The organism is Glutamicibacter sp. 2E12, from assembly GCF_050030965.1.
In the GTDB taxonomy this organism is placed as follows: domain Bacteria; phylum Actinomycetota; class Actinomycetes; order Actinomycetales; family Micrococcaceae; genus Glutamicibacter.
The window spans coordinates 1,880,491-1,905,419 of sequence record NZ_CP188297.1 but is presented as its reverse complement, the minus strand read 5'-3'; the positions used below and the strand labels follow the sequence as shown (position 1 = coordinate 1,905,419).

The 24,929-nt window shown below is 64.7% G+C and carries 26 protein-coding genes; 16 read left to right on the top strand and 10 right to left on the bottom strand.

The features are described 5' to 3' along the window. Positions 1-311: 311 nt before the first annotated feature. Both ACP3TE_RS08965 and ACP3TE_RS08960 read left to right on the top strand, forming a co-directional pair. Complete coding sequence (locus tag ACP3TE_RS08965; RefSeq protein WP_426736128.1) at positions 312-1,106, top strand: YsnF/AvaK domain-containing protein; 795 nt, start codon at positions 312-314, stop codon at positions 1,104-1,106. Between the two features lie 241 nt (positions 1,107-1,347). Next, the gene (locus tag ACP3TE_RS08960) at positions 1,348-1,815 is read left to right on the top strand and encodes a DUF4383 domain-containing protein (protein ID WP_426736126.1); all 468 of its coding nucleotides are present in this window, start codon (positions 1,348-1,350) and stop codon (positions 1,813-1,815) included. Between the two features lie 152 nt (positions 1,816-1,967). Here the strand turns inward: ACP3TE_RS08960 and ACP3TE_RS08955 are convergent, their stop codons facing one another. From ACP3TE_RS08955 to ACP3TE_RS08935, 5 genes are all read right to left on the bottom strand, one after another. Further along, positions 1,968-2,276, bottom strand: coding sequence for a DUF4193 family protein (locus ACP3TE_RS08955; RefSeq protein ID WP_365945421.1), 309 nt, complete (start codon positions 2,274-2,276; stop codon positions 1,968-1,970). Between the two features lie 160 nt (positions 2,277-2,436). Then, positions 2,437-2,991, bottom strand: a complete 555-nt coding sequence (locus tag ACP3TE_RS08950) for a type 1 glutamine amidotransferase domain-containing protein (protein ID WP_426736124.1) — start codon at positions 2,989-2,991, stop codon at positions 2,437-2,439. 189 nt (positions 2,992-3,180) lie between these two features. After that, positions 3,181-4,710 carry a tripartite tricarboxylate transporter permease gene (locus tag ACP3TE_RS08945; protein ID WP_133834760.1) on the bottom strand — a complete coding sequence of 510 codons (1,530 nt, stop codon included), beginning with the start codon at positions 4,708-4,710 and terminating at the stop codon, positions 3,181-3,183. After that, positions 4,711-5,277 carry a tripartite tricarboxylate transporter TctB family protein gene (locus ACP3TE_RS08940; RefSeq protein ID WP_426736121.1) on the bottom strand — a complete coding sequence of 189 codons (567 nt, stop codon included), beginning with the start codon at positions 5,275-5,277 and terminating at the stop codon, positions 4,711-4,713. Further along, the gene (locus ACP3TE_RS08935; RefSeq protein ID WP_105658751.1) at positions 5,274-6,260 is read right to left on the bottom strand and encodes a Bug family tripartite tricarboxylate transporter substrate binding protein; all 987 of its coding nucleotides are present in this window, start codon (positions 6,258-6,260) and stop codon (positions 5,274-5,276) included. The genes ACP3TE_RS08940 and ACP3TE_RS08935 overlap by 4 nt, the downstream gene beginning before the upstream one ends. Before the next feature lie 155 nt (positions 6,261-6,415). Between ACP3TE_RS08935 and ACP3TE_RS08930 the strand changes: the two genes are divergently transcribed. The 5 genes from ACP3TE_RS08930 to ACP3TE_RS08910 all read left to right on the top strand — a co-directional run bounded on the left by ACP3TE_RS08930 (position 6,416) and on the right by ACP3TE_RS08910 (position 11,452). Continuing rightward, entirely contained in the window at positions 6,416-8,053 is a 1,638-nt protein-coding gene (locus ACP3TE_RS08930) for an ATP-binding protein (RefSeq protein ID WP_426736119.1), read from the top strand. Then, positions 8,046-8,810, top strand: a complete 765-nt coding sequence (locus ACP3TE_RS08925) for a response regulator (RefSeq protein WP_426736117.1) — start codon at positions 8,046-8,048, stop codon at positions 8,808-8,810. The genes ACP3TE_RS08930 and ACP3TE_RS08925 overlap by 8 nt, the downstream gene beginning before the upstream one ends. A gap of 95 nt (positions 8,811-8,905) precedes the next feature. Then, the gene (gene tcuA, locus ACP3TE_RS08920) at positions 8,906-10,393 is read left to right on the top strand and encodes an FAD-dependent tricarballylate dehydrogenase TcuA (protein WP_426736115.1); all 1,488 of its coding nucleotides are present in this window, start codon (positions 8,906-8,908) and stop codon (positions 10,391-10,393) included. An 88-nt stretch (positions 10,394-10,481) separates the two neighbouring features. After that, positions 10,482-11,123 carry a GntR family transcriptional regulator gene (locus ACP3TE_RS08915; protein ID WP_332731192.1) on the top strand — a complete coding sequence of 214 codons (642 nt, stop codon included), beginning with the start codon at positions 10,482-10,484 and terminating at the stop codon, positions 11,121-11,123. A gap of 59 nt (positions 11,124-11,182) precedes the next feature. Continuing rightward, positions 11,183-11,452, top strand: coding sequence for a hypothetical protein (locus ACP3TE_RS08910; protein ID WP_426736113.1), 270 nt, complete (start codon positions 11,183-11,185; stop codon positions 11,450-11,452). 53 nt (positions 11,453-11,505) lie between these two features. On the opposite strand, the gene ACP3TE_RS08905 is transcribed toward ACP3TE_RS08910, so the two are convergent. After that, positions 11,506-12,645, bottom strand: coding sequence for an alpha-D-ribose 1-methylphosphonate 5-triphosphate diphosphatase (locus ACP3TE_RS08905; protein WP_332489319.1), 1,140 nt, complete (start codon positions 12,643-12,645; stop codon positions 11,506-11,508). After that, a complete protein-coding gene (locus tag ACP3TE_RS08900; RefSeq protein ID WP_332489318.1) occupies positions 12,639-13,355 on the bottom strand; it encodes a GntR family transcriptional regulator in 717 nt (238 codons plus the stop codon). The genes ACP3TE_RS08905 and ACP3TE_RS08900 overlap by 7 nt, the downstream gene beginning before the upstream one ends. Positions 13,356-13,535: 180 nt before the next feature. Between ACP3TE_RS08900 and ACP3TE_RS08895 the strand changes: the two genes are divergently transcribed. From ACP3TE_RS08895 to nhaA, 7 genes are all read left to right on the top strand, one after another. Then, entirely contained in the window at positions 13,536-14,489 is a 954-nt protein-coding gene (locus ACP3TE_RS08895; RefSeq protein ID WP_332489317.1) for a phosphate/phosphite/phosphonate ABC transporter substrate-binding protein, read from the top strand. Between the two features lie 41 nt (positions 14,490-14,530). Continuing rightward, entirely contained in the window at positions 14,531-15,310 is a 780-nt protein-coding gene (gene phnC, locus ACP3TE_RS08890; protein WP_332489316.1) for a phosphonate ABC transporter ATP-binding protein, read from the top strand. After that, a complete protein-coding gene (gene phnE, locus ACP3TE_RS08885; protein WP_426736110.1) occupies positions 15,307-16,974 on the top strand; it encodes a phosphonate ABC transporter, permease protein PhnE in 1,668 nt (555 codons plus the stop codon). The genes phnC and phnE overlap by 4 nt, the downstream gene beginning before the upstream one ends. Further along, complete coding sequence (locus ACP3TE_RS08880) at positions 16,950-18,023, top strand: zinc-binding dehydrogenase (RefSeq protein ID WP_388023747.1); 1,074 nt, start codon at positions 16,950-16,952, stop codon at positions 18,021-18,023. The genes phnE and ACP3TE_RS08880 overlap by 25 nt, the downstream gene beginning before the upstream one ends. A gap of 28 nt (positions 18,024-18,051) precedes the next feature. Further along, on the top strand, positions 18,052-18,738 hold the full coding sequence (locus ACP3TE_RS08875; protein WP_332489313.1) for a phosphonatase-like hydrolase: 687 nt from the start codon (positions 18,052-18,054) through the stop codon (positions 18,736-18,738). A 182-nt stretch (positions 18,739-18,920) separates the two neighbouring features. Beyond that, positions 18,921-19,082 (top strand): hypothetical protein, encoded by a 162-nt coding sequence (locus ACP3TE_RS08870; protein ID WP_166650850.1) that lies wholly within the window; start codon positions 18,921-18,923, stop codon positions 19,080-19,082. A gap of 86 nt (positions 19,083-19,168) precedes the next feature. Continuing rightward, positions 19,169-20,446: a Na+/H+ antiporter NhaA gene (gene nhaA, locus ACP3TE_RS08865; RefSeq protein ID WP_332731193.1), complete on the top strand. Its 1,278-nt coding sequence runs from the start codon at positions 19,169-19,171 to the stop codon at positions 20,444-20,446. Positions 20,447-20,500: 54 nt separating this feature from the next. On the opposite strand, the gene pstS is transcribed toward nhaA, so the two are convergent. The 3 genes from pstS to ACP3TE_RS08850 form a co-directional block, all read right to left on the bottom strand. After that, positions 20,501-21,577, bottom strand: a complete 1,077-nt coding sequence (pstS, locus tag ACP3TE_RS08860) for a phosphate ABC transporter substrate-binding protein PstS (RefSeq protein ID WP_332595336.1) — start codon at positions 21,575-21,577, stop codon at positions 20,501-20,503. 211 nt (positions 21,578-21,788) lie between these two features. Further along, positions 21,789-22,763, bottom strand: coding sequence for a Rieske 2Fe-2S domain-containing protein (locus tag ACP3TE_RS08855; RefSeq protein ID WP_426736107.1), 975 nt, complete (start codon positions 22,761-22,763; stop codon positions 21,789-21,791). Further along, a complete protein-coding gene (locus tag ACP3TE_RS08850) occupies positions 22,756-23,352 on the bottom strand; it encodes an NAD(P)/FAD-dependent oxidoreductase (RefSeq protein WP_426736105.1) in 597 nt (198 codons plus the stop codon). Before ACP3TE_RS08850 ends, ACP3TE_RS08855 begins: the two co-directional genes overlap by 8 nt. A gap of 196 nt (positions 23,353-23,548) precedes the next feature. On the opposite strand from ACP3TE_RS08850, the gene ACP3TE_RS08845 reads away from it, so the two are divergent. Both ACP3TE_RS08845 and ACP3TE_RS08840 read left to right on the top strand, forming a co-directional pair. Next, the gene (locus tag ACP3TE_RS08845; protein WP_426736103.1) at positions 23,549-24,253 is read left to right on the top strand and encodes an ATP-binding cassette domain-containing protein; all 705 of its coding nucleotides are present in this window, start codon (positions 23,549-23,551) and stop codon (positions 24,251-24,253) included. Further along, entirely contained in the window at positions 24,250-24,924 is a 675-nt protein-coding gene (locus tag ACP3TE_RS08840; protein ID WP_105658744.1) for an ATP-binding cassette domain-containing protein, read from the top strand. The genes ACP3TE_RS08845 and ACP3TE_RS08840 overlap by 4 nt, the downstream gene beginning before the upstream one ends. Positions 24,925-24,929 lie beyond the last annotated feature (5 nt).

Sequence of the window (24,929 nt, the reverse complement as noted above, 5' to 3'; positions counted from 1 at the left end):
AGGTGCGGACGCGGCTGTTCTCAGGCGCCCGTTCACCCGCCTCGCCCTACGCCCGATAGCTCCCCCGGGCACCTGCTGACCGCTTTTCACAGCTGCTACTGAGCTTGCAGCCATGCAAGCACAAGCCCGAGTGCAAGGGCTTGCAAAGTGTGCCACGCTCTAATCACCGTGGCTTGTCAATGCACTGCAAGAAGCCAAGCTGCGGGCCGTCACGCCCACTTGGAGGCGCAGCTTCAGCCGGCCGGCCACTGGCCAGCCGGACTGGAATTACTGGATTGATCCGAAGTCGAACGCAGCAGGAGGACAGACCCATGATCAGCACAGAACAACTTCAGGAACTCAGCGCAATTGGCGGCACCGTCATTGGACCCGACGGCCAGAAGATCGGCAAATTCGGCCAGATTTTCCTTGACGACCGCAGCGGGCAGCCGGAATGGGCGACCGTCCGCACGGGCCTCTTCGGCCTCTCCGAGAGCTTCGTTCCGCTCAGCCAGGCAACCGTCGCCGGCGATACGCTCTCGGTGCCCTATGGCAAGCAGACCGTCAAGGACGCCCCGAACATCGATCCGGAGGGCCAGCTCACCCCAGAGCAGGAGCAGGAGCTCTACCACTACTACAGCCTGTCCTACCAGGAAGCGGACCAGGCCGCCGTGCAGCCCGGCGTCCCGGAGACCGATGCCCGCGCCGAGTATTCACGGGAAGACGTGCGCGATCCGGTGGCCGGCACCTCCCAGGCCTCTGCCATCCGTTCCGAGGAGCGGCTGCATGTGGGAACCGAAAGCGTGGAAACCGGCAAGGTGCGCCTGCGCAAGCACGTGGTCACCGAGGATGTGGCCACCACGGTGCCGGTGAGCCATGAGGAAGTGCGGCTTGAGCGCGAGCCCATCACGGATGCCGAAGCCGCTGGCACCAGCGGAGAACTGGCTGAAGACGAGCAGGAGGTGACCTTGCACGAGGAGCGCCCCGTCGTAGAGAAGACTGTTGAGCCAGTTGAGCGGGTCAGCCTGGAAAAGGAAACAGTCATCGAGGAAGAACGCCTCGAAGCGCAGTTGCGCAAGGAACAGGTTCAGGCCGAGGGCTGGGAAGGCGGCCGGCAAACCCGCTAGCGCCGGCGCGCTGGCTTAGCGCAGGAGCTGAACCTGCACGCAGCGGTGATCGGGGCGGAATCCGGCGGATGCCAGGTTCCGCCCCGATCCGCGCACCACCGATTCTGGACGTTCCCTAGGTACCGGAAGATTCCCGTGCCATCCAGCCGGCAATCCCCTAGCGTGGCTAGCATGACGGCGGCCAGCATGCCTGGCCAACGTTTCCTTCCGATCGCAACAGCCAGAATGAAGGAGCAAGATCATGGAACATCCAAAAGATCCTGTCATAGCAACACGTCCGATGGTGCAAAAGGCCGCCCTGGCGGTCGGCGTCGTGTTCTTCCTGGTCGGCGTCCTCGGATTCATTCCGGGAATCACCACCAACTACGGATCGCTCTCTGGTGCCGGCCACCACTCTGAAGCCAAGCTGCTGGGAATCTTCCAGGTCTCGTACCTGCACAATGCCGTGCATCTGCTCTTCGGTGTTGCCGGCTACCTGATGGCGCGAACCGTGCCTGCTGCCCGCAGCTACCTCATTGGCGGCGGAATCATCTACCTGGCCCTGTGGGTCTACGGGCTGGTCATTGATTTCGACAGCGCCGCCAACTTCATCCCGCTGAACGATGCCGATAACTGGCTGCATCTGGGGCTCGGTGCGCTCATGATCATCTTGGGATTGCTCCTCTCCCGCAAGGCGACCGGACAGCATCGGGACCCGCACGCAGCTTGACCAGATGCTCAATTGCTGAAGCGGGCACCCCGGCATGCCGGGGTGCCCGCTCTGTCCACGCAGCCATGGCAAAGTCCTCAGCGTCATCGCCATACCCAATTCCTTGGAACGCTTGGATGGCCGAACGCCGGGATTCTGGGAATCCCAGGAATCTAGGCGAGTTCGCTGGCGCAGTCGCGGCAGATGACGCCTAGGCCAGTCTTCTGCACGGCTTGGCTGCGATGGCGGATAGTGAAGCAACTGGCGCAGTGGAACTCATCCGCTGCTTGCGGGAGGACTTCAACGCTCAGCTCTTCCTCGACGATGGCGCCAGGGAGCTCCACGCCATCGGAAAGGTCGGTTTCTTCAAGCTCGGCCACAACGCTCTTCGCGTCGGGGGCATCGGCTTGTTGCACGTCCTTGAGCGTCTTCTCGGACGCCGCGGCGAAATCCGGACGAACCTCGTCATAATCTGCAGCCATGTTCCTGCCTCCACAGGTGGGAAAATACGCGACAACCACAGCGTGGTGGCGTGCGCTTCGATCGCCAAAGCCCTGGATGGCGTGCTTTGGTCCCAGCGCAGCGAAGCCGCCGTCCAGAAGGCTGGCTTCGACGGCGGCTTGGCCGGCTGGCGGCCAATTGCTAGGAGCCGAGCTCCGCGGCAATGGCGCTGTTGAACGCATCGAGGTCGCCTGGATTGCGCGAGGTAATCAGCACGAAGCCGTTTGCCGGGCAGCGGAAAACCTGTTCGTCCTTCCAGGTGCCGCCGGCATTGACGACATCGGTCCTGATCGAGGTGTATGAGGTCAAGGTCTTGCCCTTGGCCAATACGGTTTCCACCAGCAGCCATGGCCCATGGCAGATGGAAGCGATCGGCCGGCCCGAACCTGCAAAGGACTTGGCAATGCGCTGGGCATCGGCATCCAAGCGGAGATTGTCGGCATTCAGTGTCCCTCCGGGGATCAGCAGCAGGTCGAAATCCTGTTCGTTCACTGCCGCCAGCGTTTCGCTGGCTTCGAAAACCTCCCCCAAATCCCAATCGCCGACCAGCGACTTGACCTGGCCGGCCTCCGGGGCCGCGATCACCACCTCCGCACCGGCTTGGCGCAAATGCTCCACTGGCTTCTTCAGCTCATCCTGCTCGACTCCGCGGTTGGAAACTGCCGCAAGAACTTTCTTGCCTGCTAGGTCTGGCATATTCATGCTCCTTTCATCGTCCACAGCCCACTGTGCTCTGGGCAGCTACCGCAGGCAAGCAGCAGTCAGGAAGCATCCAGCTGCCGGCTTCGGATAGGGCCTTCGCAGTGCTGCCATGCGCCTTGAACGCGCACAGCAGGCCTTGCCGCGGTAGAAGCGGCAAGGCCTGCTGTGCTGGGAAGAAGATGATCAGGCGTTGATCAGCTGGGCATCTTCCTTGGCCTTCTTGCTAGCACGCACGTGCTTGTAGGCGGTGAACGCCAGCGTCAATGCGAGGATAGAGTACAGCGTAATCGTGATTCCGCTGGAAACCAGGATGCCCGCATCGCCTTCCGAGACGGTCAGTGCTCGGCGCAGCTCGGTTTCGGCCAGGGGACCGAGGATCACTGCAATCAGTACCGGAGCCAAGGGGATCTCGTAGCGACGCATCACGAATCCAACCAGTCCCACACCCAGCAGGATCCACAGATCCAGCAGCGCGGCGCTGATGGCGTAGACGCCGAGGACCGAGAGCACGGTAATGCCTGCGTACAGGTAGTGGCGCGGGACCAGCAGCAGCTTGGCCCACAGCACCGCGAACTGCATGTTCATGACCAGCAGGATCACCAGTCCAATGAACAGCGAGGCCAGCAGGGTCCACACCATAGGGCCGCTGCGTTCGAACAGCAGCGGGCCTGGCTGCATGCCGTACTGCTGGAAGGCGGCGATCATGATGGCCGCGGTAGCACTGGTGGGCAGGCCCAGGGCCAGCAAGGCGCCCATGGCGGTGCCGGCGGTGGCATTGCCAGCGGCTTCCGGAGCAGCCACGCCTCGGATGGAACCGATCTGGCCGAATTCGATATCGCCGCGGCGCTTGGCCAGGCGCTTTTCGGTGCCGTAGGCCAAGAAGGTCGGCACCTCGGAACCGCCAGCAGGGATGATGCCGAAAGGCAGGCCGAAAGCGGTACCGCGCAGCCATGCCGGCAGGGCCTTCTTGATGTCGTGGCGGTGCAGGCGCGGACGGCCGCTCGGCTTGATCTTCACGGCTTCCGGATCGCGGTGGATGCGCGAGGCAATATGCAGCACTTCGCCCAGAGCCAGCAGGCCCACGGTGATCACCACAATGGAAATGCCGTCGAAGAGCTGCGGCAGGCCCAGGGTGTAGCGGATGGTTCCCGAAGGCCCATCCACCCCGACCATGGCCAAGACCAAACCGATACCCAGGGCCACCAGGCCCTTGACGATCGAATCGGACACCACCGAGGAGATTGCAAGGAAGGCGAAGACCGCCAACGCGAAGTATTCAGCCGGACCGAAAGCGGTGGCCAGCTTGACCAGGGTCGGGGCGAAGAACACCACGACGGTGGTGGCCAGCAGGCCGCCAATGAAGGCACCCATGGCCGCAGTTGCCAGGGCCTTGGCGGCCAGGCCGCTGCGGGCCATCCGGTGGCCTTCGAAGGTCGAGGCGATCGCCGAGGAATTGCCCGGCGTATTGAGCAGGATGCCGGAGGTGGAGTCGCCGAACAGCCCGCCGTAGTAGACGCCGGCGAACATGATGAATGCCGCGGTGGGATCCAGCGAGAAGGTAATAGGCAGCAGCAGCGCCACGGCCATTGCCGAGCCCAGGCCGGGCAGCACGCCTACGGCGGTGCCCAGCAGGGCGCCAAGCAGCACCCACAGCAAGTTCATTGGGGTCAGTGCGTTTGAGAATCCCTCAAGCAGCAGATTGAGCTGTTCCATCTAGAGCAGTCCTTCCAGGAATCCCGCAGGCAGGTTCAATCCCAGTCCGGCGTTGAAAGCCAGCTGGATCACGCAAGAGAAGAGCAGTGCAATACTCACGTCGAAGAGCGCTTTCTTGCTGCCCAGTGCGCGGGCAACGACCCAGAACAGGGCTGCCGCGCTGAGGATCCAGCCGGCATAAGGCAGGATCAGGATGAAGCCGACGACGCCGGCAACCACCATGCCCATGGTCTTCCAGTCCGACTGGGTCTTGTACTGCTTTTCTTCCGCGGCCGGCGCGGCTGCGCCGCCGCGCGGGGCGCGGAAAATCTGGATGGTGTGGGCAATGACCACGCCGTAGAGCAGCACGCACACGATGGTCGGGAAGAACTGCGGGCCGGGGACCGACTTGCCCAGTACCTCCATGGTGGCGGTCTGCCAAGTCAGGAAGAGCGCCAGGGCCAGTACCAGAGCCGGGACGATCAGTTCGCTGCGCCCGCTGAAGAAGTTCTGGGCAGGGGCGGCGTTACGGCGGGTGCCGGTGCCGTTGCCGGTGCCTTCTGTTGCTTGGGGTGCTTGAATGCTCATAGTCCCAGTCCCTTGACGATTTGTTCCGTGACTTCGATTTCGCTGTCCACGTAGTCTTCGAATTCTTTGCCGATCATGAAGCTGTCGGTCCAGTTATTGCGCTCCAGCGCATCTTTCCACTGCTCGGATTCATGGATTTCGTGGACCATGTCCACGAAGACCTGCTTGTCCTCTTCGGTGATGCCCGGGGCACCGACGAAGCCGCGCCAGTTGGCCATGACCGCGTCAACTCCCTGTTCCTTGAAGGTCGGGACGTCGACCCCCGGCAGCCGTTCTTCGGAGGAGATGGCCAGCGCCCGCAGGTTTCCGGCTTCGATCTGGTCAGCTACTTCGTTATAGCCGGACATGCCGCCAACGGTGGTGCCTGCCAGCATCGAGGTCAGTGCCTCGCCGCCGCCGGAGTAGGCGATGTAGTTGGCCTTGGACGGGTCGATGCCCACTTCCTGGGCCACCGCACCGGTGAGCAGGTGGTCAATCGAACCCAGCGAACCGCCGGCAATCGAGGTTTTCCCCGGGTCCTTCTTCCAGGCCGCGATGAACTCGTCCAGGGTCTTGATCTCGGACTTGGCCGGCACTACCAGCACCGCGTAGTCATCAGACATGCGCGCGACCAGCTCCACGTCCTTCATGGTGGCTTCGGAGTTGGCCAGCTCGATTGCGCCGATCATCACCCCGCCGGTGGCCATGAGCATGTCGTGGCGCCCGGTCATCTGCACGAATTGGCTCAAGCCGATGGTGCCGCCAGCTCCGGGGATGTTCGTGACCTGCACGTTGTTCACTGCGCCGATGGACTTCAGTGCCTGCTGGGCTTCACGGGCGAAGCCGTCCCAGCCGCCGCCGGGCGAGGCAGGGGCCATGATGACCAACTTGTTCCGCGCCGAGGACTCTCCGCCCGACGCTGCCGCGTTGGTGAATGCGAGTCCCGCTACCGCCACGACGACAACGCCGTACAGGGACCGGCTCAAGATGCGTTTGCTCACCATTTTCCGTAACCTCATTGTTAGTGATTCACCTCACCGATTCCCGGTGCGGCCTTTCCCAGTGTGCAGTCAAAGTGAGCCGAAACACACCGGGAATGCGGTTCTGGTCATAACGGGCAATTAAGAAAATAAAAACAACGGGAGCAAGCGGGTCCACCATGCAATGGATAAAGAACAGCCAGCGCTTCCGGGTTCGCATCCTGTTCCTGCAATTAGCCATCGTGCTGATCATGCTGCTGGCAGTTTCGGTGATCGTGATGCGCTTCGAGATCAACCGGGTGGAGGACAGCGCTTTCAGCCGTGTCGCCCTGGTGGCCGAGGAAACGGCCCAACTGGCCCCGATTGGCCACGCGCTGGCAAAAGATCCCGAAAACGCAGCCGAAGTCGTCGCCCCGCTGGCCCACCTGGCCGAATCGGCATCCGGAGTGGACTATGTGACCATTGCCGATTTGAACGGCATCCGCGTGGCCCACCCCGATCCCGGGTCCATCGGCCAGCCGGTTTCCTCGGATCATGAATCCATCCGCAACGGCGAAACCTTCAGAGGTGTGGAGGAAGGCCCCCTGGGCGTCACCCTGCGGGTGAAGCAACCGGTCTTCGATGAGGGGAAGATCGTTGGCACCATCTCCGTGGGCATCCTGCAAAGCAAGGTGCGCGCCAGCCTGGTTGATATCGTCTGGGCATTCGCGCCGTGGATTATTCTGGCCGTGGCCATCGGCTCCCTGGCGGCCGCGCTGGTGGAACGGGCCATCCGCAGGATCTACCGGGTTGATCCCGAAGAGGTGGATTCGCTGAAGCAGGCGCAGCAGGCGGTGCTCTACGGAGTCAGCGATGGCGTGCTGGGCGTGGATGGCAATGGCCGGCTCACCTTGGTCAACGGAGAAGCGCGCCGGCTGCTGGACCTTCCCGAAGACACTGTGGGCCAGCAAGCCGAAGAGGTCCTGGACCAGAGCCTGGTGGACCTGCTGCGCAGCGACTCCCCCGAGGCCGAATCGGTGCAGAACGTGCTTTCCGGAGAACGGGTGCTGATTGCCACCCGCCGCGAGGCGATGCTGGGTCCCAAGCACTATGGACGCACCCTGACCTTGACCGACCATACCGAGCTGGAAGAGACCTTGCGCGAGTTGCGCGGCCAGAGGTCCTTGGCCGATACGCTGCGCGCCCAGGCCCACGAATTCACCAACCGCTTGCACCTGCTCTCGGGGCTGATGTCCATCGGCGAATACGAAGAAGCCAAGGAGCATATCCAGCGTTTCTCCGGCGCTCGCGGCGAGCATCCGGAAACGCACCTGGGCGACCCCACCCTATCAGCGCTATTCGTTGCCAAGCAGGCCGTGGCCAGCGAAGCCGGGGTCCGGCTGGAACTGCACCCGTTCTCCGCGGTGGTGCCCGGAACCGCGATTGACGACGATGCCATCACCGTCGCCTCGAACCTGCTGGCCAACGCCATCGAGGCCGCCGGTGATGGCGGCGTGGTGTCATTGCACTTGAACGCCGGGCCCACCGGCATGCGCATCGCGGTCAGCGATTCCGGCCCGGGCATCAAGGAAGGCGACGCGGCCCGCCTGGTGCAGCTTGGCTACAGCAGCAAAACCGGGGCGCCGGGAGCCGTCCACGGACGAGGCATCGGCTTGGCCCTGGTGGACCGCATCCGGACCCGGCGCGGTGGCGTGCTGAAGTTCGGGTCCAGTGATCTGGGCGGAGCCGAGGTCATCGTCGCCTGGCCTCCGTCGAAGCGCCCTATGGTTAAGCAGAGCATTCCCGTTCCCGCGCAAGGAGATTACTTCAATGATTAAGACACTCGTGGTCGATGACGACTTCGCAGTGGCCGGGCTGCACCGCCGCTACCTGCAGGGCATGGAGCATTTTGAAGTGGTCGGCGTGCTGGAGCGCGGTTCCGGCGTGGTTCCCTTTGTGCAATCCGGGCAGGTGGATCTGGTCTTGCTCGATGTGCACCTGCCGGATCTGACCGGGCTGGAAGTATTGGCCCAGCTGCGCGCAGCTGGGTCCGACGCGCACGTCATCATGATTACCGCCAACAATGAACGCGATGCGGTGCGCCAAGCAGTGGGCCACGGCGTCGAGGATTACTTGGTCAAGCCCTTCACCGTGGACGAGTTCAAGCAGCGCCTGGCGCTCTATGCCCAGCGCGTTTCGGAGCAGCCCGGAGCGGTGGCGCAGCCAGAGGAGCAGATCGACGAGCTGGGCCAGGCCGAGATCGACCAGCTGCTCCAGACCGCCAGTGGACGAGGGGATGCCAGGATCCCCGAAGTCCTCGAACTGGCACCCGGGGCCGTCACCGGCGCCCAGACCGAACGATTACCCAAGGGCTTCACCGCGCCCACCATGGCACTGGTCGGAGAAGCCTTGCGCAGCGCACCTGGCCAGCCGGATGGCACCCTGTCTTCCTTGGAGGTTGCCGAAATTTGCGGGATCTCCCGGGTCAGTGCCCGGCGCTACCTGGACTTCCTGGTCACGGCGGGCAAGGCCCAGCTGCGTCCGCGCTACGGTTCGGCAGGCCGTCCCGAGCACCGGTATTCGTGGGTCGGCTGAATTTCCTGCACTCCACTGGCTTTTAATGCACATTAGTGTATACACTAATTTCGGATCCACGTTTTCCCACGTCTTCATTTCCGAAAGGTCATCCCATGACAACCCATGCTCAGGAAACCGCTGCCAACGTCGCAGACGTCATCGTGGTCGGCGGCGGCAACGCTGCCTTCACCGCAGCGCACGCGGCAGTGACCCGCGGCCGCAAGGTACTGCTCCTGGAGAAGGCACCCCGCGACCAGTTCGGTGGCAACAGCTACTACACCGCAGGCGCAACCCGCATCGCGCACAACGGCCTGGAAGACCTGCAGGATCTGGTGGAGTTTGATGAGCGCCACCCGGTCTCCGAAGTTCCGCCCTACTCCGAGGCCGACTACGCCGGCGACATCGCCAAGGTAACCGAAGGCCGCAACGACAAGGAAATGACCGAGGTCCTGGTCAAGGAAGCAGCACCCGGCCTGCGCTGGCTCAAATCCCTGGGCCTGAAGTACCGGCTGATGTACGAACGCCAGACCTACAAGACCCCCGAGGGCGGCTACCTGTTCTGGGGCGGCCTGCACGTGGGCAACGTCGACGGCGGCGAAGGCCTGATGAAGGACCACCTGGAAGTAGCCCAGAAGCTGGGCACCGAAGTCCGTTTCGAGCAGGACGTCTACGGCCTGATCGTGGAAGACGGCAAGGTTGTGGGCGTCAAGGTCCGCTCCAACGGCGAAGAGCAGGAACTGCGCGCCGAGTCGGTCATCCTCGGTGCCGGCGGCTTCGAATCCAGCCCGCAATGGCGCCAGGAGCACCTGGGCGAGGGCTGGCAGAACGCCAAGGTCCGCGGCACCCCATTCAACAATGGCGACATGCTGGCCGCCGGCCTGGAAATCGGCGCCGCCAAGGGCGGAGACTGGAGCACCTGCCACTCGGTCCAATGGGACGCGCTGACCCCGAAGAACGAATCCAACCGCGAGCTGACCAACCGCCTGACCCGCCAGTCCTACCCGTTGGGGATCATCGTGAACAACCGCGGCGAGCGCTTCCTGGATGAGGGCGCGGACTTCCGCAACCTGACCTACGCCAAGTACGGCAAGGTGATCCTGCAGCAGCCGGACTCCATCGCCTACCAGGTCTTCGACGCTTCGCTGCGTCCGATGCTGCGCGCCGAAGAGTACGAGATGCCGGAGATCTCCGAGGTCATCGCCGACACCGTTGAGGAATTGGCGCAGAAGATCGGCGTGGATCCAGCGGCGCTGTCCAAGACCGTCTCGGAATTCAACGCTTCCATCGACACCTCCATCGCCTACGACCCGAACGTGCTCGATGGGCGCGCCGCGAAGGTAACTCCGCCTAAGAGCAACTGGGCCAACCCGCTTGAGACCGGCCCGTTCTACGCCTACCCGGTCACCTGCGGCATCACCTTCACCTTCGGTGGCCTGAAGGGCAACACCGACGGCCAGGTGCTGGACGAGAACGGCGAGATCATCCAAGGCCTGTACGTCTGCGGCGAAATGCTCGGCGGCCTGTTCTCGGCCAACTACCCGGGCGGTTCCGGCCTGGCTGCCGGTGTGGTCTTCGGCCGGCGTGCCGGTAACCTTGCCTAAGTACTAAATCCCCTTGTTCCGCCAGTACGCCTGTACTGGCGGAACAATGGTTTTACCCGCCATCCAGCCTTAGACGAGAATGGGGATCATGGCCAAGCTCGATTCGGATTCAATCCATGCCCAGCTCAAGGACGACTTGCTGCAAGGCGCATTCCAGCCCGGGGATGCCCTGCGCGAGGTCGCCCTGGCAGAACGCTTTGGAGTTTCCCGCACCCCGGTGCGCGAAGCCCTGACCCGCCTGCTGCATGAAGGGTTGCTGGAACGCCGCGCCCGCGGTCTTTTCGTCAAGGAAATCGACCCCGAACAGATCATGCAGGTCTACGACCTGCGCATCCTGCTCGAAGGCCAGGCCGCCCAGGAAGCCGCCTCGGTGCGCACCGAAGTGGACCTCATGCGGCTGCAGGCCCTGGTTGACCGGGACCGCGCACTGGCCGAACCAGATGACGCCACCCGCTTGGCCACCAACATCGAGTTCCACCGCGCGCTCTGGCGCGCCGCTCACAACCCGGTGCTGGAGGATCTGCTGGAGCGCCTGGCCACCCACCAGATCCATGCCCCTACATCCACGCTCTCGGTCGGCTCGCGGTGGACCGAAGCGCTGGAGGAGCACCAGCGCATCGTGGAGAACATCCGCGAGCGCGACAGCGCCAAAGCCAGCGGACTCATCCAGGCGCACATGGCCACCGCCAAGGCGCTGCGCTTGAAGATGTTCGCCAGCCTGATGCATTAGCGTCGGGCCCACGGCAGCCGGTTCCTAGACCCCGGCTCGCCCATTGGCAAGGACAAGCAATGAAATTCAGCGCGCTCCAGAGCATGCACGTCGCATCAGGGATTTGCGCACTTGTCGCTCCCCGCATGACCCGCAATCCCGGGGAGAATGGCGGATTCGTCGAGTTGCTGCAATATCAGCCGTCTCAAGCGGACTGGCAGGCTGTCCAGGAGACCGGGCACCTTTGTCCCTCCGGGACCATCCAACTCGACAAGCACCGGATACCAACGGCATTGAAGGCTGACCGAGCCGAGAACGCAGCGGGCTCCGAACCAACCGACTGGCCCTGACTTTCCCCGGCTTCCAACGTCCGGGGTACTGCGGTGCGTCCTGGCTGCCCTGATTATTGTGCGCTCAGGGTACGCATCACTCGGGGACGCTCGTTCACCTCCGCACAGAGCACCAGATCGGCGCGGTACCCCGCAGCCACCACACCCCGGTCATCGAGTCCAGCGGCTCGGGCCGGATTCTCAGAGATCAGGCGCATGGCATCGAAAGGTGCCAGCAGCCCCGTCTGCGCCAAGGCATAGGTGGCCATCAGCATGCTCGATGGCAAGTAATCCGAAGCCAAGATGCCCAACGCCCCGGCCTGGGCCAAGTCGATGGCTGCCACGTTTCCCGAGTGGGATTTGCCGAGCAGAATATTCGGCGCCCCGGCCACGGTCGCAATCCCCTGCTGGGTGGCATGGACAGCAGCTTCGAGCGTTGTCGGGAATTCGGCGATCACCGCATTGCGCGCAACCAGCGCATCAATTTCCGCCGGCGTCACCGGGTCATGGCCCATCAGGCGGATCTCACCGTCTCCGGCGGCCTCGCCCAGCCACGCCAAGGTTTCCTCCTTGAACGGAAGCTGCTGGTCACGCTCGGCCACCAACTGGTCAACGTGCGCTGCTGCCCGCTGCGGATCCATGTGCTGCGCCTCGCGCAACCAGCGTTCCATCACCGTGCGATCGCGGTATTGGCCTTGTCCTGGGGTGTGGTCTTCATAGGAAACCAGCGGAACCTGATCAGGCTCCAGCACCCGGCGCAGCATCCCCACGCCCTCGCGGCAGCGCACATCCAGCCGATGCAGCACCCGATGGTCCATCCGCGGGTTCGCGTAGCCGCTGATGGCCTCATGGATTTCCGGGGCGTTGGGCGAGCCAATGGGCAAGCCGACCGGAGACTTCGCTTGGAAGGACACCGCATGGAATGCGGTGGTCACGCCGGCAGCCAGCAGATTCCCCTCGGCGGCCTGCATGGCGATGTCCACCGGAAGCCGGGCGCCGGGGCGGGGGCGGTATTCGCGCGACAAGGCGTCGCTATGCAGATCAACGATTCCGGGCAGGCACAGCTGTCCGCGTCCGTCGATATCCGCACCCAATCCCGAGCGGTGATCGCGGATTTCCTCGATCCTGCCATTGACCACGCTGATCAGCTGATCTTCCAGCACTCCGTGCTCGGAGAGCAGGCGCACATGGCCCAGGGTGTAGCTTTCTACCATTTGCCCACCTCCGTCACCACGTCGAAGACGTCCGGCTTCAGGTAGCTTTCCACATACTCCAACCGTGCACCGCTGCCTGCGCAGCTCACGAGGCCCTTGAGCAGGATCTGCGGAGGGCGTCCGCGCAGCTTCAGCACGGCACAGATTTCTTCGGGTGGGGACGACAGCCGGCTCTGGCTCCATTGGCGCACCGGCTGGTAGTTGTAATGCCTGCGCAGGACCGTGTCCAGGGATTCATCGGCCTCCAGCACCGAGGCAAGCTTGGGCACGCGCGCGGCCGGCAGCACCGAGGTGGCCGTGCTGACGGCGGCCCCGTCAATGAAGCGCACCCGGTTGAGCACCGCCACCTGCGCGTTGGCCGGCAGGGCCAGGATTTCGCGTTCCGTGGCGTTCGCCGGGCGGGTGAAGGGCTTGGCGTTCTCGGTGCGCGGCTCTCCCCCTGCCGCGCGCACGGTCTTGGTGAAGGACGGGGCGATCTCCGGCCCGATGCGGTATTCATAGCGGCGGGTGCGGAAGGAGCCGCTGCCCTTGATCCGGCGGATCAGCCAACGGCGTTCCAGCTCGTCCAATGCTGCCCTAATGGTCTGCCGATTCACCCCAAAACGGCTGCCCAGATCGTGTTCGGAGGGCAACGGAAGATGCGGTGGCAGGTCCTGGTACTGTTCCATGATCTGTTGGGACAGCTTAAGATAGGTGGCTTCTGTCGACATGACATAAGGGTAGCGCAGAATTCTCGAAATTCCTTATGAATCCGGGGAATAAACCTTAGGTGAACATTGCCCAAACTAGGCCGATCTGTCTAGACAAATATCTTCTGGAGCCAGCATGCTGGAAAAGAAAGATCAGCCATGCTTCGCCCTAACCACTCTTCCCGGAACAGGTACATACCCATGAAACGCAAACTCGCACTTGCCGCCACCGCCCTTCTGGCCGCCACCACCTTGGCCGCCTGCGCCCCGGCAGAATCCGCCACAACCGAATCGGGCTTCCCCGCCGAAATCGTCATCGGCGCCATCCCCAATGAGAACTCCGCCGACCTCACCGGAACCTACGAGCCGCTGATCCAGATGCTGGAAGCCGAAACCGGCGCCGAAGTGAAACTGCAGCAGGCCAGCGACTACGCGGGCATAGTCGAGGGGCTGATCGCAGACCGCGTGGATATCGCCTTCCTGGGCCCCTTCTCCTATGTCATTGCCACTACCAACGAGGCTGACATCAAGCCATTGGGCGCATTGGCTGGCAAGAAGGGCGAAGCCTCCGGCTACTACTCGCTGGGCATCACCCAGGGCGGCAACGACGAAGTCACCTCCCTTGCGGACTTCGCCGGCAAGGACACCTGCTTCGTGGATCCCGGTTCCACCTCCGGCTTCCTCTACCCATCGGCCGGCCTGATTGAAGAAGGCGTGATCGCCAGCGGCAAGGAATCGGATGTCAGCGCCGCGCTCAAGCCGATCTACGCCGGCGGCCACGACGCCTCGGCGCTGGCCGTGAAGAACGGCGACTGCGAAGTCGGCTTCTCCATGCAGTCAATGATTGAAGAAACCCTGCCCGGCTCCGGAGAACTGGCCGAGGGAGACCTGAAATCGGTCTGGACCTCGGAAATGATCCCTGGCTCGGTCTTCGCCGTGCGCAACTCGCTGGGCGAGGAAACCACCGCCAAGCTCACCGAGCTGTTCACCGAGAAGGCCAACGCCGACTACTTCGAATCCCAGGGCTACTGCAACGATGAGGATTGCCTGATCACCGGCGAGCATGCCTGGGGCGTTGTTCCGGCCACCGACAAGGACTATGACGGCATCCGCAGCGTCTGCACCTCGACCAAGTCCGAGAAGTGCCAGTCATGAGCCTCGTCCAATCCCCTGCGCAAACTTTAGGAACGGGCACCATGGCAGCTGACAACACCGCAATCCGCACTACTGCCCTAGCCAAGAGCTTCGGCGACGCCCCTGCGTTGAAGGGTGTTGACCTGAGCATCGCCAAGGGCGAATTGACTGTGCTGCTGGGCCTGTCCGGCTCAGGCAAGTCCACCTTGCTGCGCTGCCTGAATGGATTGCACTCGATTACCTCCGGTGAAGCCACTGTGCTGGGCACCGAGCTGCACAAGGCCCCAGCCCGCAAGCTGCGCGCCCTGCGTGCCAAGGTCGGGTTCATCTTCCAGCACTTCAACCTGGTGGGCCGCCTGACCTGCCTGGAAAATGTGCTGATCGGTGCCGCCGGGCGCATCCGCGGGCCGCGCTACGGGCTTCTGAGCTATTCCAAGTCCCATCGCCGCGAAGCACTGGGCTACCTGGAGCGCGTCGGTTTGGGCGAACTGGCTTTCCAACGCGCTGATTCCCTTTCCGGCGGCCAGCAGCAGCGCGTTGCCATTGCCCGCGCCCTGATGCAGAAGCCAGAGGTCATCCTGGCCGATGAACCGGTGGCCTCGCTTGATCCGCAGAACTCGGCCAACGTCATGGATCTGCTTTTCCAAGTCTGCCTGGAAAACAAGATCACCGTGGTGTGCACCTTGCACCAGGTAGATCTCGCACTGCAGTGGGCAGACCGCATTATCGGACTGCGCAACGGCGAAAAGGTGCTGGATGCCCGGGCTTCGGAACTGGATAAGGACCGTGTGCTTGAGATCTACCAGCAGCTGGAACCTACCGGGCAGGCCGCGGCACGATGACCTTGAAGACCTCACCGCATCCTCCGGCATCAACCACGCGGGCCGAGCGCCCGGAAGGCGAAGTGCGACTGCCGCGCGCCGGCCGCGAGAAGATCACCTTCTGGATACTGCTAGCAGCGCTCATCCCGCTGACTTTGGCCAGCGCCCGGATGATCGAGTTCGACGTGGCGGCCTTGGGCGGCGGCTTCGGCGATGTGCTGAACCTGTTGGGCCGCATGCTCCCACCGGAGCTCAGCGACCCTCCTCGCATCAGCGAACTGCTGCTGGAAACCCTGATGATGGCGTTGCTGGGCACCGTACTGGCCACCGCCATCTCCATTCCGCTGGCCTTCCTGGCTGCCTCGAATACTTCCCCGCACCCAGCGGTGCAGCGTGCCGCACGAGGGGTCATCACCCTGTGCCGAGCCATCCCGGACCTGGTCTTCGCGGTGCTGTTCGTCCGCGCTTTGGGCATCGGCGTGCTGCCGGGCATCCTGGCCCTGGGCCTGCACTCGGTAGGCATGATGGCCAAGCTCTTCGCCGATGCCATCGAGGCCACGGATGCCGGGCCGCGCGAAGCGGTACGCGCCACCGGGGCCTCCCGCCTGGGCGAACTGCTCATGGGCGTGCTTCCGCAGGTCATCCCGGCCTGGCTGGGCACCTTCATCTACCGGGTGGACATCAACCTGCGCACCTCGGTAGTGCTCGGCTTCGTCGGCGCCGGAGGCATCGGCTTCGCCCTGCAGGATGCCTTGCGCGGGCTGATGTACGAAAGCGCCATGGGCATCGTGCTGATCATCCTGCTGGTTATCGCCGGCATGGAAATCATCTCCGTGCTGCTGCGCCGGACCCTGCTGAACCCGCCGGACACCGGTCCGGCGCCGAAGCTGCCGGCCGCCGATTCCGCCCTGCTGGGCCCGATGACCGGCGAGCGCTCCACCCGCCTGCTGGCCGGGCTGCTGGTCCTGGCCGCCACCTGCTATTCCTTCATCCACCTGCGGATCAACCCGCTGGCCCCGTTCTTGCAGTTCAAAGAACTGCTGTCAGTGTTCGGCAAGCTGCTGCCGCCCTCCGTCGAAGGGATGGAGGAGCTGCTGTTCACCGCGGTGCTCGAAACCCTGGCCATTGGAGTGGTTTCCACGGTGGCCGGGGCGCTGCTGGCCATTCCAGTTGGCATCCTGGCCGCTTCCAATGTCGCGCCGTCGCGCGCGCTCTATGCGCTCAGCCGCGGGCTGATCCTGGTCGTGCGCGCGATCCCGGAATTGATCCTCGCGGTAGTCTTCGTGGCCGCCATCGGCCTCGGCCCGATGGCCGGAGCCATGGCGCTGGCCGTGGGAACCATCGGTTTCCTCGGCAAGCTGGTGGCGGATTCCATCGAGGAGATCTCCGCCGGCCCGCTGGAAGCAGTCCGGGCCGTGGGCGGCGGCTGGTGGGACCAGCTGCTGGGCGCGGTGATCCCGCAGGCCCTGCCGCAACTGGTCGGCCATTGGATGTACATGCTGGATGTCAACATCCGCACCTCAACGGTGCTGGGCATCGTGGGCGCCGGCGGCATCGGCTTCCTGCTCATGGAATCGGTCCGCACCCTGAACTTCAACGTGGCCGGCACGATCATCCTGATCATCTTCGTGCTGGTCTTCCTCATCGAAAGGCTCTCCGCATGGATGCGCAAGCTACTCGCCTGAAAACCACGGCCCAGCTATGGGTGGGCGGGCAGGAATTCGAATCCCGCGAATTCGATCTTCCAGAACTGACCGGTTCGCAGTCCATCGCCCGGATCGATCTGGCGACCGTGTGCGGCTCCGATGTCCATACGGTCACCGGCCGTCGATCAGGGGCGTGCCCCTCGATCCTGGGCCACGAGGCAGTGGGCACCTTGGTGGCAATCGGCCCTAACGGAGCCCGGGACGCCTTGGGCAGGGACCTGTCCGTCGGCGACCGGGTCATCTGGAGCGTCACCGTGTCCTGCGGCGCCTGCGACCGGTGCCTGGCCGGGCGCAGCGCCAAATGCCGCACCCTGCTCAAGACCGGGCACGAAGCCCTGGATGGGCCGTGGGGAATATCCGGCGGCTACGCCTCGCATATCCACCTGCCCGAAGGGATCACGCTGGTAGCGGTGCCCGATGAGTTGTCGGATGCGGCGGCGGCCCCCGCAGCTTGCGCCACGGCCACCGTCATGGCGGTGCTGGAAGCAGCCGGCGATGTGAGCGGGCAACGCGTACTGGTCAGCGGGGCAGGAATGCTCGGATTGGTAGCGTGCGCGGCGGCCCGCCAGCGCGGTGCGGCCAGCGTCGTGGCCAGCGACATCAATCCCGAACGCCTGGAACTGGCCCGGGCCTTCGGGGCCACGGACACCCTGCAGTCTCCCGGCAAGCCGCAGCCCAGCAGCTTCGACGTGGCGGTGGACCTGTCCGGAGCGCAGCCTGCGCTGGCCGCGGCACTGGATGCCCTGGACGTCGGCGGGCGCTTGGTCGTAGCCGGTTCGGTCTCCCCCGGCCCCGCCTTGTGCGTGGATCCCGAACGCGTGGTCCGCTTCCTGCTGGGCATCACCGGCGTGCACAACTACGAGCCACGTCACCTGCAGCAGGCCATTGCCTTCCTGATGGCAACGCGGGATCTCTACGACTGGGATTCCCTGGTCGCCGCGCCGCGCCCGGCCCGCGAGCTGGCGCACCTCATGGCCCCGCCGCAGGGCAGGATCCTGCGCAACTCCATCACTTTCAACAGCAATTAATGAACCAGAATCCGAGAGCAGGAGCATCATGATCAAACTAGTCGTCCTCGATATGGCAGGGACCACTGTGAATGAGCACGGGGACGTGTACCGCGCATTGGAAAGTTCGGTCACCGCCGCCGGCGCCACCGTGCATGCCCAGGACCTGCAAGCCTGGATGGGCGTGGACAAGACCGAGGCCATCGCCGCGTTGCTGGAGCTGGGCGGGATCAGCCCGGATCCGTCCCTGGTGGCCCGCCAATTCGACCTCTTCCGGCAGCTGTTGGCGCAGGCCTACGCCGAGAATCCTCCAGAGGCCCTGCCGGGAGTGGACGCCGCGCTGGCCGAACTCAGATCCCGGGGCGTCAAGATCGCTTTGAGCACCGGCTTCTCCAGCGATGTGGCCGCTCCGATCCTGGATACCCTGGGTTGGGGAATCGGCGAGGGAGAACTGCTCGATGCCGTGGTGACCAGCGATATGGTGGCCGCTGGACGCCCGGCGCCTTACATGATCCATCGGGCCATGGAAGCCACCGGCATCCATGATGTCCGGACCGTGCTCGCCGGGGGCGACACGGTGGTGGATGTCCTGGCCGCGCGCCATGCCGGAGTACGCGTCCTTGGAGTGCTCACCGGAGCCTTGGAACGCGGAGATTTCGCGGAACACTACCACGATTGGATCCTGGACAGTGTTGCGCAACTGCCCGCGGTGCTGGAAGACGAGGCCCTGGTTTAGCAGTCCGCAGCACCCGGCTGGTGCCGCAGTTCCCCAGGTAGCTGCGGCACCAGCTTTGGCTCGGCAACCGCATCGACGGACCCTCGCAGATCAGCTGCCAGCCTGATGCACTAGCGGCAAGCCCACGGCAGCCGTGACGTCTCGAGTTAGGCCAATGCATCGCTGGTCTGTAGACTGGAAGCATGGCTCTGGTTGTCTCAACGCATGCGCAGCGGCTTCTCGCTGCCGTTTTCCCCAAGGGAAAACTGCTGACCAAGCTAGCCAGCGGCACCAATGGGTGGTTGAGTTCCTGGGGAACCAACGCCCACGGCGAGATCGCCGGCTGCCCGCCACCGCGCCACTAGTTGCGCGGTCCCGATTCCTGGTTTTTCTCCGGTGGATTCCGCGCGCCCTCGTGCCCTTTTCCCGGATCCCAGAAAGACCCGTTACTTTGCCATACCCCTCAACTGGCGTATCCCGCCAAGCACCCCACGCCCTGTGGCGTGGAATCCGCCAAACCCTCAAGCAGGACTCGATGGGCGGGCTGCTGCTGCTCTGCGCCACCCTCGCCGCCTTGGTCCTGGCCAATTCCCCTGCAGCCCCATGGTACGAGGGGTTGCGCGACTTCCGTTTCGGCCCCGAGTCCCTGCACTTGAATCTCTCGGTCGGAGCCTGGGCCGCTGACGGCCTGCTCGCCATCTTCTTCTTCGTTGTCGGCTTGGAACTCAAGGAAGAATTCGTTGTCGGCAAATTGCGCAATCCGCGCACGGCGATCGTTCCGGTGGCCGCAGCCGTAGGCGGCGTGGCGCTGCCGGCACTGTTCTACGTCCTTGTCATCTCCGCATCGGGAAGCTCCGCCATCAACGGCTGGGCAATCCCCGCAGCCACTGATATCGCCTTCGCGATCGCCGTGATCGCAGTGGTGGGCAAGTTCCTGCCCCCTGCCCTGCGCACCTTCCTGCTCACGCTGGCGGTGGTCGATGACCTGCTGGCCATTTCCATCATCGCCATTTTCTACACCGATGACCTGGCCTGGCTGCCGCTGCTCCTCGCGCTGCTGCCACTGGCGGCATTCGCGCTGGCAGTGCAGCGCGGGGTCCGCGCCTGGTGGGTCCTGATCCCGCTCGGCGCCACCGTCTGGGCATTGGTGCATGCCTCGGGAATCCACGCCACGGTGGCCGGCGTGCTGCTGGGCTTCATGGTTCCGGTGATTGCCACCCAGCGGGCGCATGTGCGCACCGGGAGCACCGAGCAGGGCGAAGTGATCCACGAAGGCCTGGCCGCCCACTTCGCGGACCGGTGGTCCATTCCCTCATCCATCATCGCCATTCCGGTGTTCGCCTTCTTCGCTGCCGGTGTTCCGGTCGGCGGCCTGTCCGGACTGGGCGAAGCGCTGGCCAGCCCGGTGGCACTGGGCATCATTGCCGGCCTGGTGCTGGGCAAGTCGATGGGCATCACCGCCGCCACCTTCCTGGTCACCAGGCTTCCGGGAATCAAGCTGGATGGCAGCATCAAATGGCCTGATGTGCTGGGGCTGTCCTTCGTGGCAGGCATCGGCTTCACCGTCTCCCTACTGGTCGGCGAGCTGGCCTTCGGCCAGGGCGGCGAGGAAGCGCAGTACGTGAAGGTCGGGGTGCTGTGCGGTTCGCTGCTGGCCGCGGTCATCGGCGCGGCGCTGCTCGGGTCGCGAAATCGCGCGTACCGCGCGGCGGCCAAGACTGCTGCATAGCTAGCCCTGCTGCATCCTTCCTGCGGATGGATGCAGCAGGGCTGTTCGCCCGAATCAGGAACGCGCGGTGATCGAATCGATGGCTTCGCGGGCATCTTCGGCCAGCTGCTGCGGCATCGGTGCGCTCTTGGCCGAGTCGGACGCTGTCTTCTGCCCCTGGTCGCTGACGACGTACTGGCCGAAGGTCTTGGCCAGTTCCACGGTCTGCGGATCCTCGTAGCCGCTGCAGAACAGCAGGTAGGAGACCAGCACCATCGGGTACGCGCCGGCGGCGGTGGTCTTGCGGTCCAGCTCCAGGGCGATATCGTGCTCACCGCGACCGTGGACCCGTTCCGATTCGGCCACTGCCTTGGCCGCTGATTCCCCGCTGACTGCCACGAATTCCTCGCCGACCTTCAGCTTCACCTTACCCAGCGACTTATCCACCAGGGAATCATCGGCATAGGTAACCGCGCCCACGGCGCGGGTCACGGTGGTCACCACACCGGCATTGCCCTGGGCCTTCTCCAGGCCGGTGGCATCCGGCCAGCCGCCATCCGGCTCGTGTGGCCAAGCTTCGGGAGCAACCGCATGCAGGTACTCGGTGAAGTTCTCGGTCGTGCCAGAATCGTCGGCGCGCGCCACCCCGGTGATCGGCAGGTCGGGCAGCTGCACCTGCGGGTTCAGCTGGGCGATGGCCGGGTCCTGCCAGGAGCGGATCTCACCGGAGAAGATCCTGGCGATCGTTGGGGCATCCATGTTCAATTCCTTGATGCCCGGCAGGTTGAAGGCGATGCTGATCGGGGAAATATACGCCGGGATATTGATCGCGCCCTGCGGGCCGCAGGTCTCGATGGAGCGCTGGACTTCCTCTTCCTTCAGGTAAGCGTCGGATCCGGCGAATTCGGTGCCACCTGCCAGGAGCCCGGCGCGTCCGGCGCCGGAGCCCACCGAGGCGTACTGCACCTGGACCTGGGGGTGCATGGTGGAGAATTCGGTGGTCCAGGCGTTCATGGCGGAATTCTGCGCGGTGGATCCGCCGCCGGTCAGCGTGCCTTGGAGGCTAGAGCTATTCGATTCAGCGGCCTTGCGCTGCTCTTCTCCCAGCGGGTAGTCCGACCCGCAGCCCGAAAGCAGCAGGACCAGGCCCATGCTGGCAATCGCGGTGAAAGCGGCGGTTCGAGGCAGAGGTGGCCGGGCAGGTCCGGTGGTTCGCAAAACTTCTCCTGGGGTCCAAGGTGAACGGCGGGTGTACTTGAAATTCCAGTGAATCATCATCCCTGCACTTTCCGAAATCATTCCCTGGCCACAGCCGATGAATACTCGGCGGGCCCGCGGGCGTTGAACTGTGTTTCCCAGTCTCCTAATCCCCGCCGGTGCCAGTTGCCGAGTCGATAGCAGCGAGGTCCTGCGTCGCCGGCCCCTCCAATACTTCCCCGGCCGGACTGAACCTGGACCCGTGCAGCGGGCAATCCCAGGATTTCTCCGCGTCATTCCACGACAGCACGCCACCTAGATGAGTGCAGATCCCGGACACCCGGCAGGTGGCCCCTCCGATTGTGGACACGGCGACCGGGCGCAGGCCCTCGCGCAGCACCAGACCTTGGCCCTCGGCGGGCGGAGTCCGCTCCTCGCCAAACACGCCGCCTGCATCCTGCGCGGCGCCCTTGCCTGCTTCGCCAAGCAGCGAGCGTTTCCATCCCGCGACGAGTTTTCCAGCAACCCGGGAGTTGATCTTCGCCCCGGCGACCAGGTCGGCCGGGGTGGTGGCGCGCTGCGACAAGGCCTGCGCCCAGGCGATATTTCCGCCGAGGATGTTCGCGCTGAGCTGGAGGGCGGCGGCAATCGCATTGGCCATCCCCCACTTGTTGTAGCCCGTGGCCACATGGATGTTCCCTCCCCCGCGGGGCAATTGGCCAACGAACGGAACCATATTGGCCGACCTGTAGTCCTGCGCCGACCATTGGCCGGCGAGTTCGGCCCCGGGGAAATGCCTTCTGGTCCAGATATCCAGGTCCTTGAGCTGGCCGAGCTCGGAGAGCTGCTGGCCCACCGGATGGCCGTTGCCGCCCACCAGCAGCAGCTCCTGCCCGTCGAGAGGAACGGTCCGCAGCGAACGCGCTGGCTGGTCGATGGACAGGTACATCCCCTGGGGCAGCGCACCTGTGCCTGCATCAATGCGATGCGCAACCACGTAGGAGCGCGATGGTTCGACTTTGGCGAAATACAGTCCCCGATCCAGGATGGGGATACCCGTGGCCAGGATGACCTGTTGGGCACGGTTCTCGCCTTGGCTGGTATGCACTGTGGCCAGGGCGCCGGCGCTGGCATCACGCACCCTGACACCCTCGACGATCCTGCCCCCCGCGCGAGCGCAGGTCGCTGCCCAAGGCCTGGAGCACTTCCATGGGGTTGAATTGCGCCTGGCCAGGCAGGGCCAGCGCCGCGGCCACGGGAAACGGCAATCCGATGTCCGGGCCGCACCAGCTGGCCTCCACCCCGGCGCTGCGGGCTGCCTCGGCTTCCTTCTCCAGACTGGCACGTCCGGATGCGGCTTCGGTGTACGTGTAGGCATCCCGCCGCTGCACGGCGACATCCCGCTCCTCCAGATAGCGCAACAACCACGACTGCCCTTCGAGATTCCCCTGGACATAGGCGTCCACGACCTCCTGGGAACAATGCTCCCGGATCCCGGAGAGCACCGTGCCCTGCAGCAAGCTGAGCTTCGCGGTGCTCGCTCCTGTTGTTCCGGCCCCGGCGAACTTGGCTTCGAGTACCGTGACGCTCAATCCGGCCCGGCTCAGCAGCACGGCGGTGGCCAGCCCGGTCAGCCCCGCGCCTACGACGATGGCGTCATAGGTTGCGCCCGGCTGGAATCGGTCGGCTCCACCGGAAGAACGCTTCGCCTGCCATAACGACTCCATCATCGCTTTCTCCTCTTGCTCAGTTTGCTGCCGCACCCTGATTCCACGGTATGCACAAGCGCCGAGGTTCGGTACGGCCACGAAAAATTAGGCGAATTCACCCAGCTTGGCCAGCAGCCGCGGCCCTCCACGGCCGCCTTGCCGATCCCGGAGGCTGATTTGCGCTGCCGAGAAAACTTAAGTGATAATGATTCTCATTATGACTCTTGAAGAGCCCGGGCTCGCCCGCCAGCCCCGCGCCCCACTTCCGCCCAGCCCGGCCTTGTGCCTGCGCAAGGCACGCCTGGGACTGCCCGGCGCCGCCAGCCCGCTGCTCGACGTCGAGGAGTTCATGCTTCTTCCCGGCGAGCGCGTGGTCATCACCGGCCCGTCCGGCGCAGGAAAGTCGCTGCTGCTGTCGATGATCACCGGGAACTGGGCGCCCGGACTGGAATTCACCGGAACCCGCACTCCCGGCTCAACGCGCATCGGCTACATCCCGCAACGCGGCCAAGACGCCCTGCATCCGCTGCTACCGCTGGGACGGCAACTGCGCAAGGCCACCGGCGCCAGCGCCCAGCAGGTCCGCGGTATCCTGCAAGACGCCGGGCTGGGCGATCCGCAGCTGCTCGCACGACGTCCCGCAGAACTCTCCGGAGGGCAAGCACAGCGCGCCGCCATAGCCCTGGCCGTGCTCAGCCAGGCCCCGGTGATCCTTGCCGATGAACCGACCAGCGCCCTGGACCACACCGCCCGGGACCTCATCCTGGAACTGCTGGGCACCCTGCTGGGCCAGCAGCAGGCCCTGGTGCTGGTCACCCACGACGCGGCAGTCGCCAAAGCGCTGGCCACCCGGCACCTGGTCCTGGACTCCGGGAAGATCGCCAGCACCACCGCACCCCGGCTGGAACGGGTACCGGCTTGAGCATCCCCGCCTTGGAAGTATCCGCGCTCAGCGCACTGCGCGGGCACGGCGCAGCCCGCCGACTGGTCCTGGAGCCCCTTGGCTTCACGCTGGCCCCGGGCGAATCGGTGGCCGTCACCGGGCCGTCCGGCGCCGGCAAATCCACCCTGGCCGACATCGTGCTGGGCCTGGAACTGCCGGACTCCGGAGAAATCCGCGTGCTGGGCCAGCACTGGAGCGCACCGAAGCGCAGCCACGCGCCAGCACGCCGCCGGCTGGTCCAGGGCGTGCCCCAGGATCCTGCCGCCGCCTTCGTGCCGCGCTGGAGCATCCGCACCTCGCTGCAGCAGGCCATCCACCGGCTGGCTCCCCCAGCCGGCCCCGGAACGGGCATCGACCGGGCTGCCGAGCTGGCGCAATTCGACACGGCACTGCTGGATCGGCGCCCGCACCAGCTCTCCGGAGGACAGTTGCAGCGGGCCGCGCTGGCCCGCGCCGTGGCAGTGAACCCCTCGGTGCTGGTGGCGGACGAGCCGACCAGCGCCCTAGATCCGGACACCGCCCAGGCAGTCGCCGGCCAGCTGCTCTCCACCGCCGCCAACTCGGGCATTGCCTTGCTGCTGATCACCCATGACCCGCAGCTGGCCGCGCAATGCTCGCGCACCATCGCCATCCGCCCACCGTCCCGATAACCCGC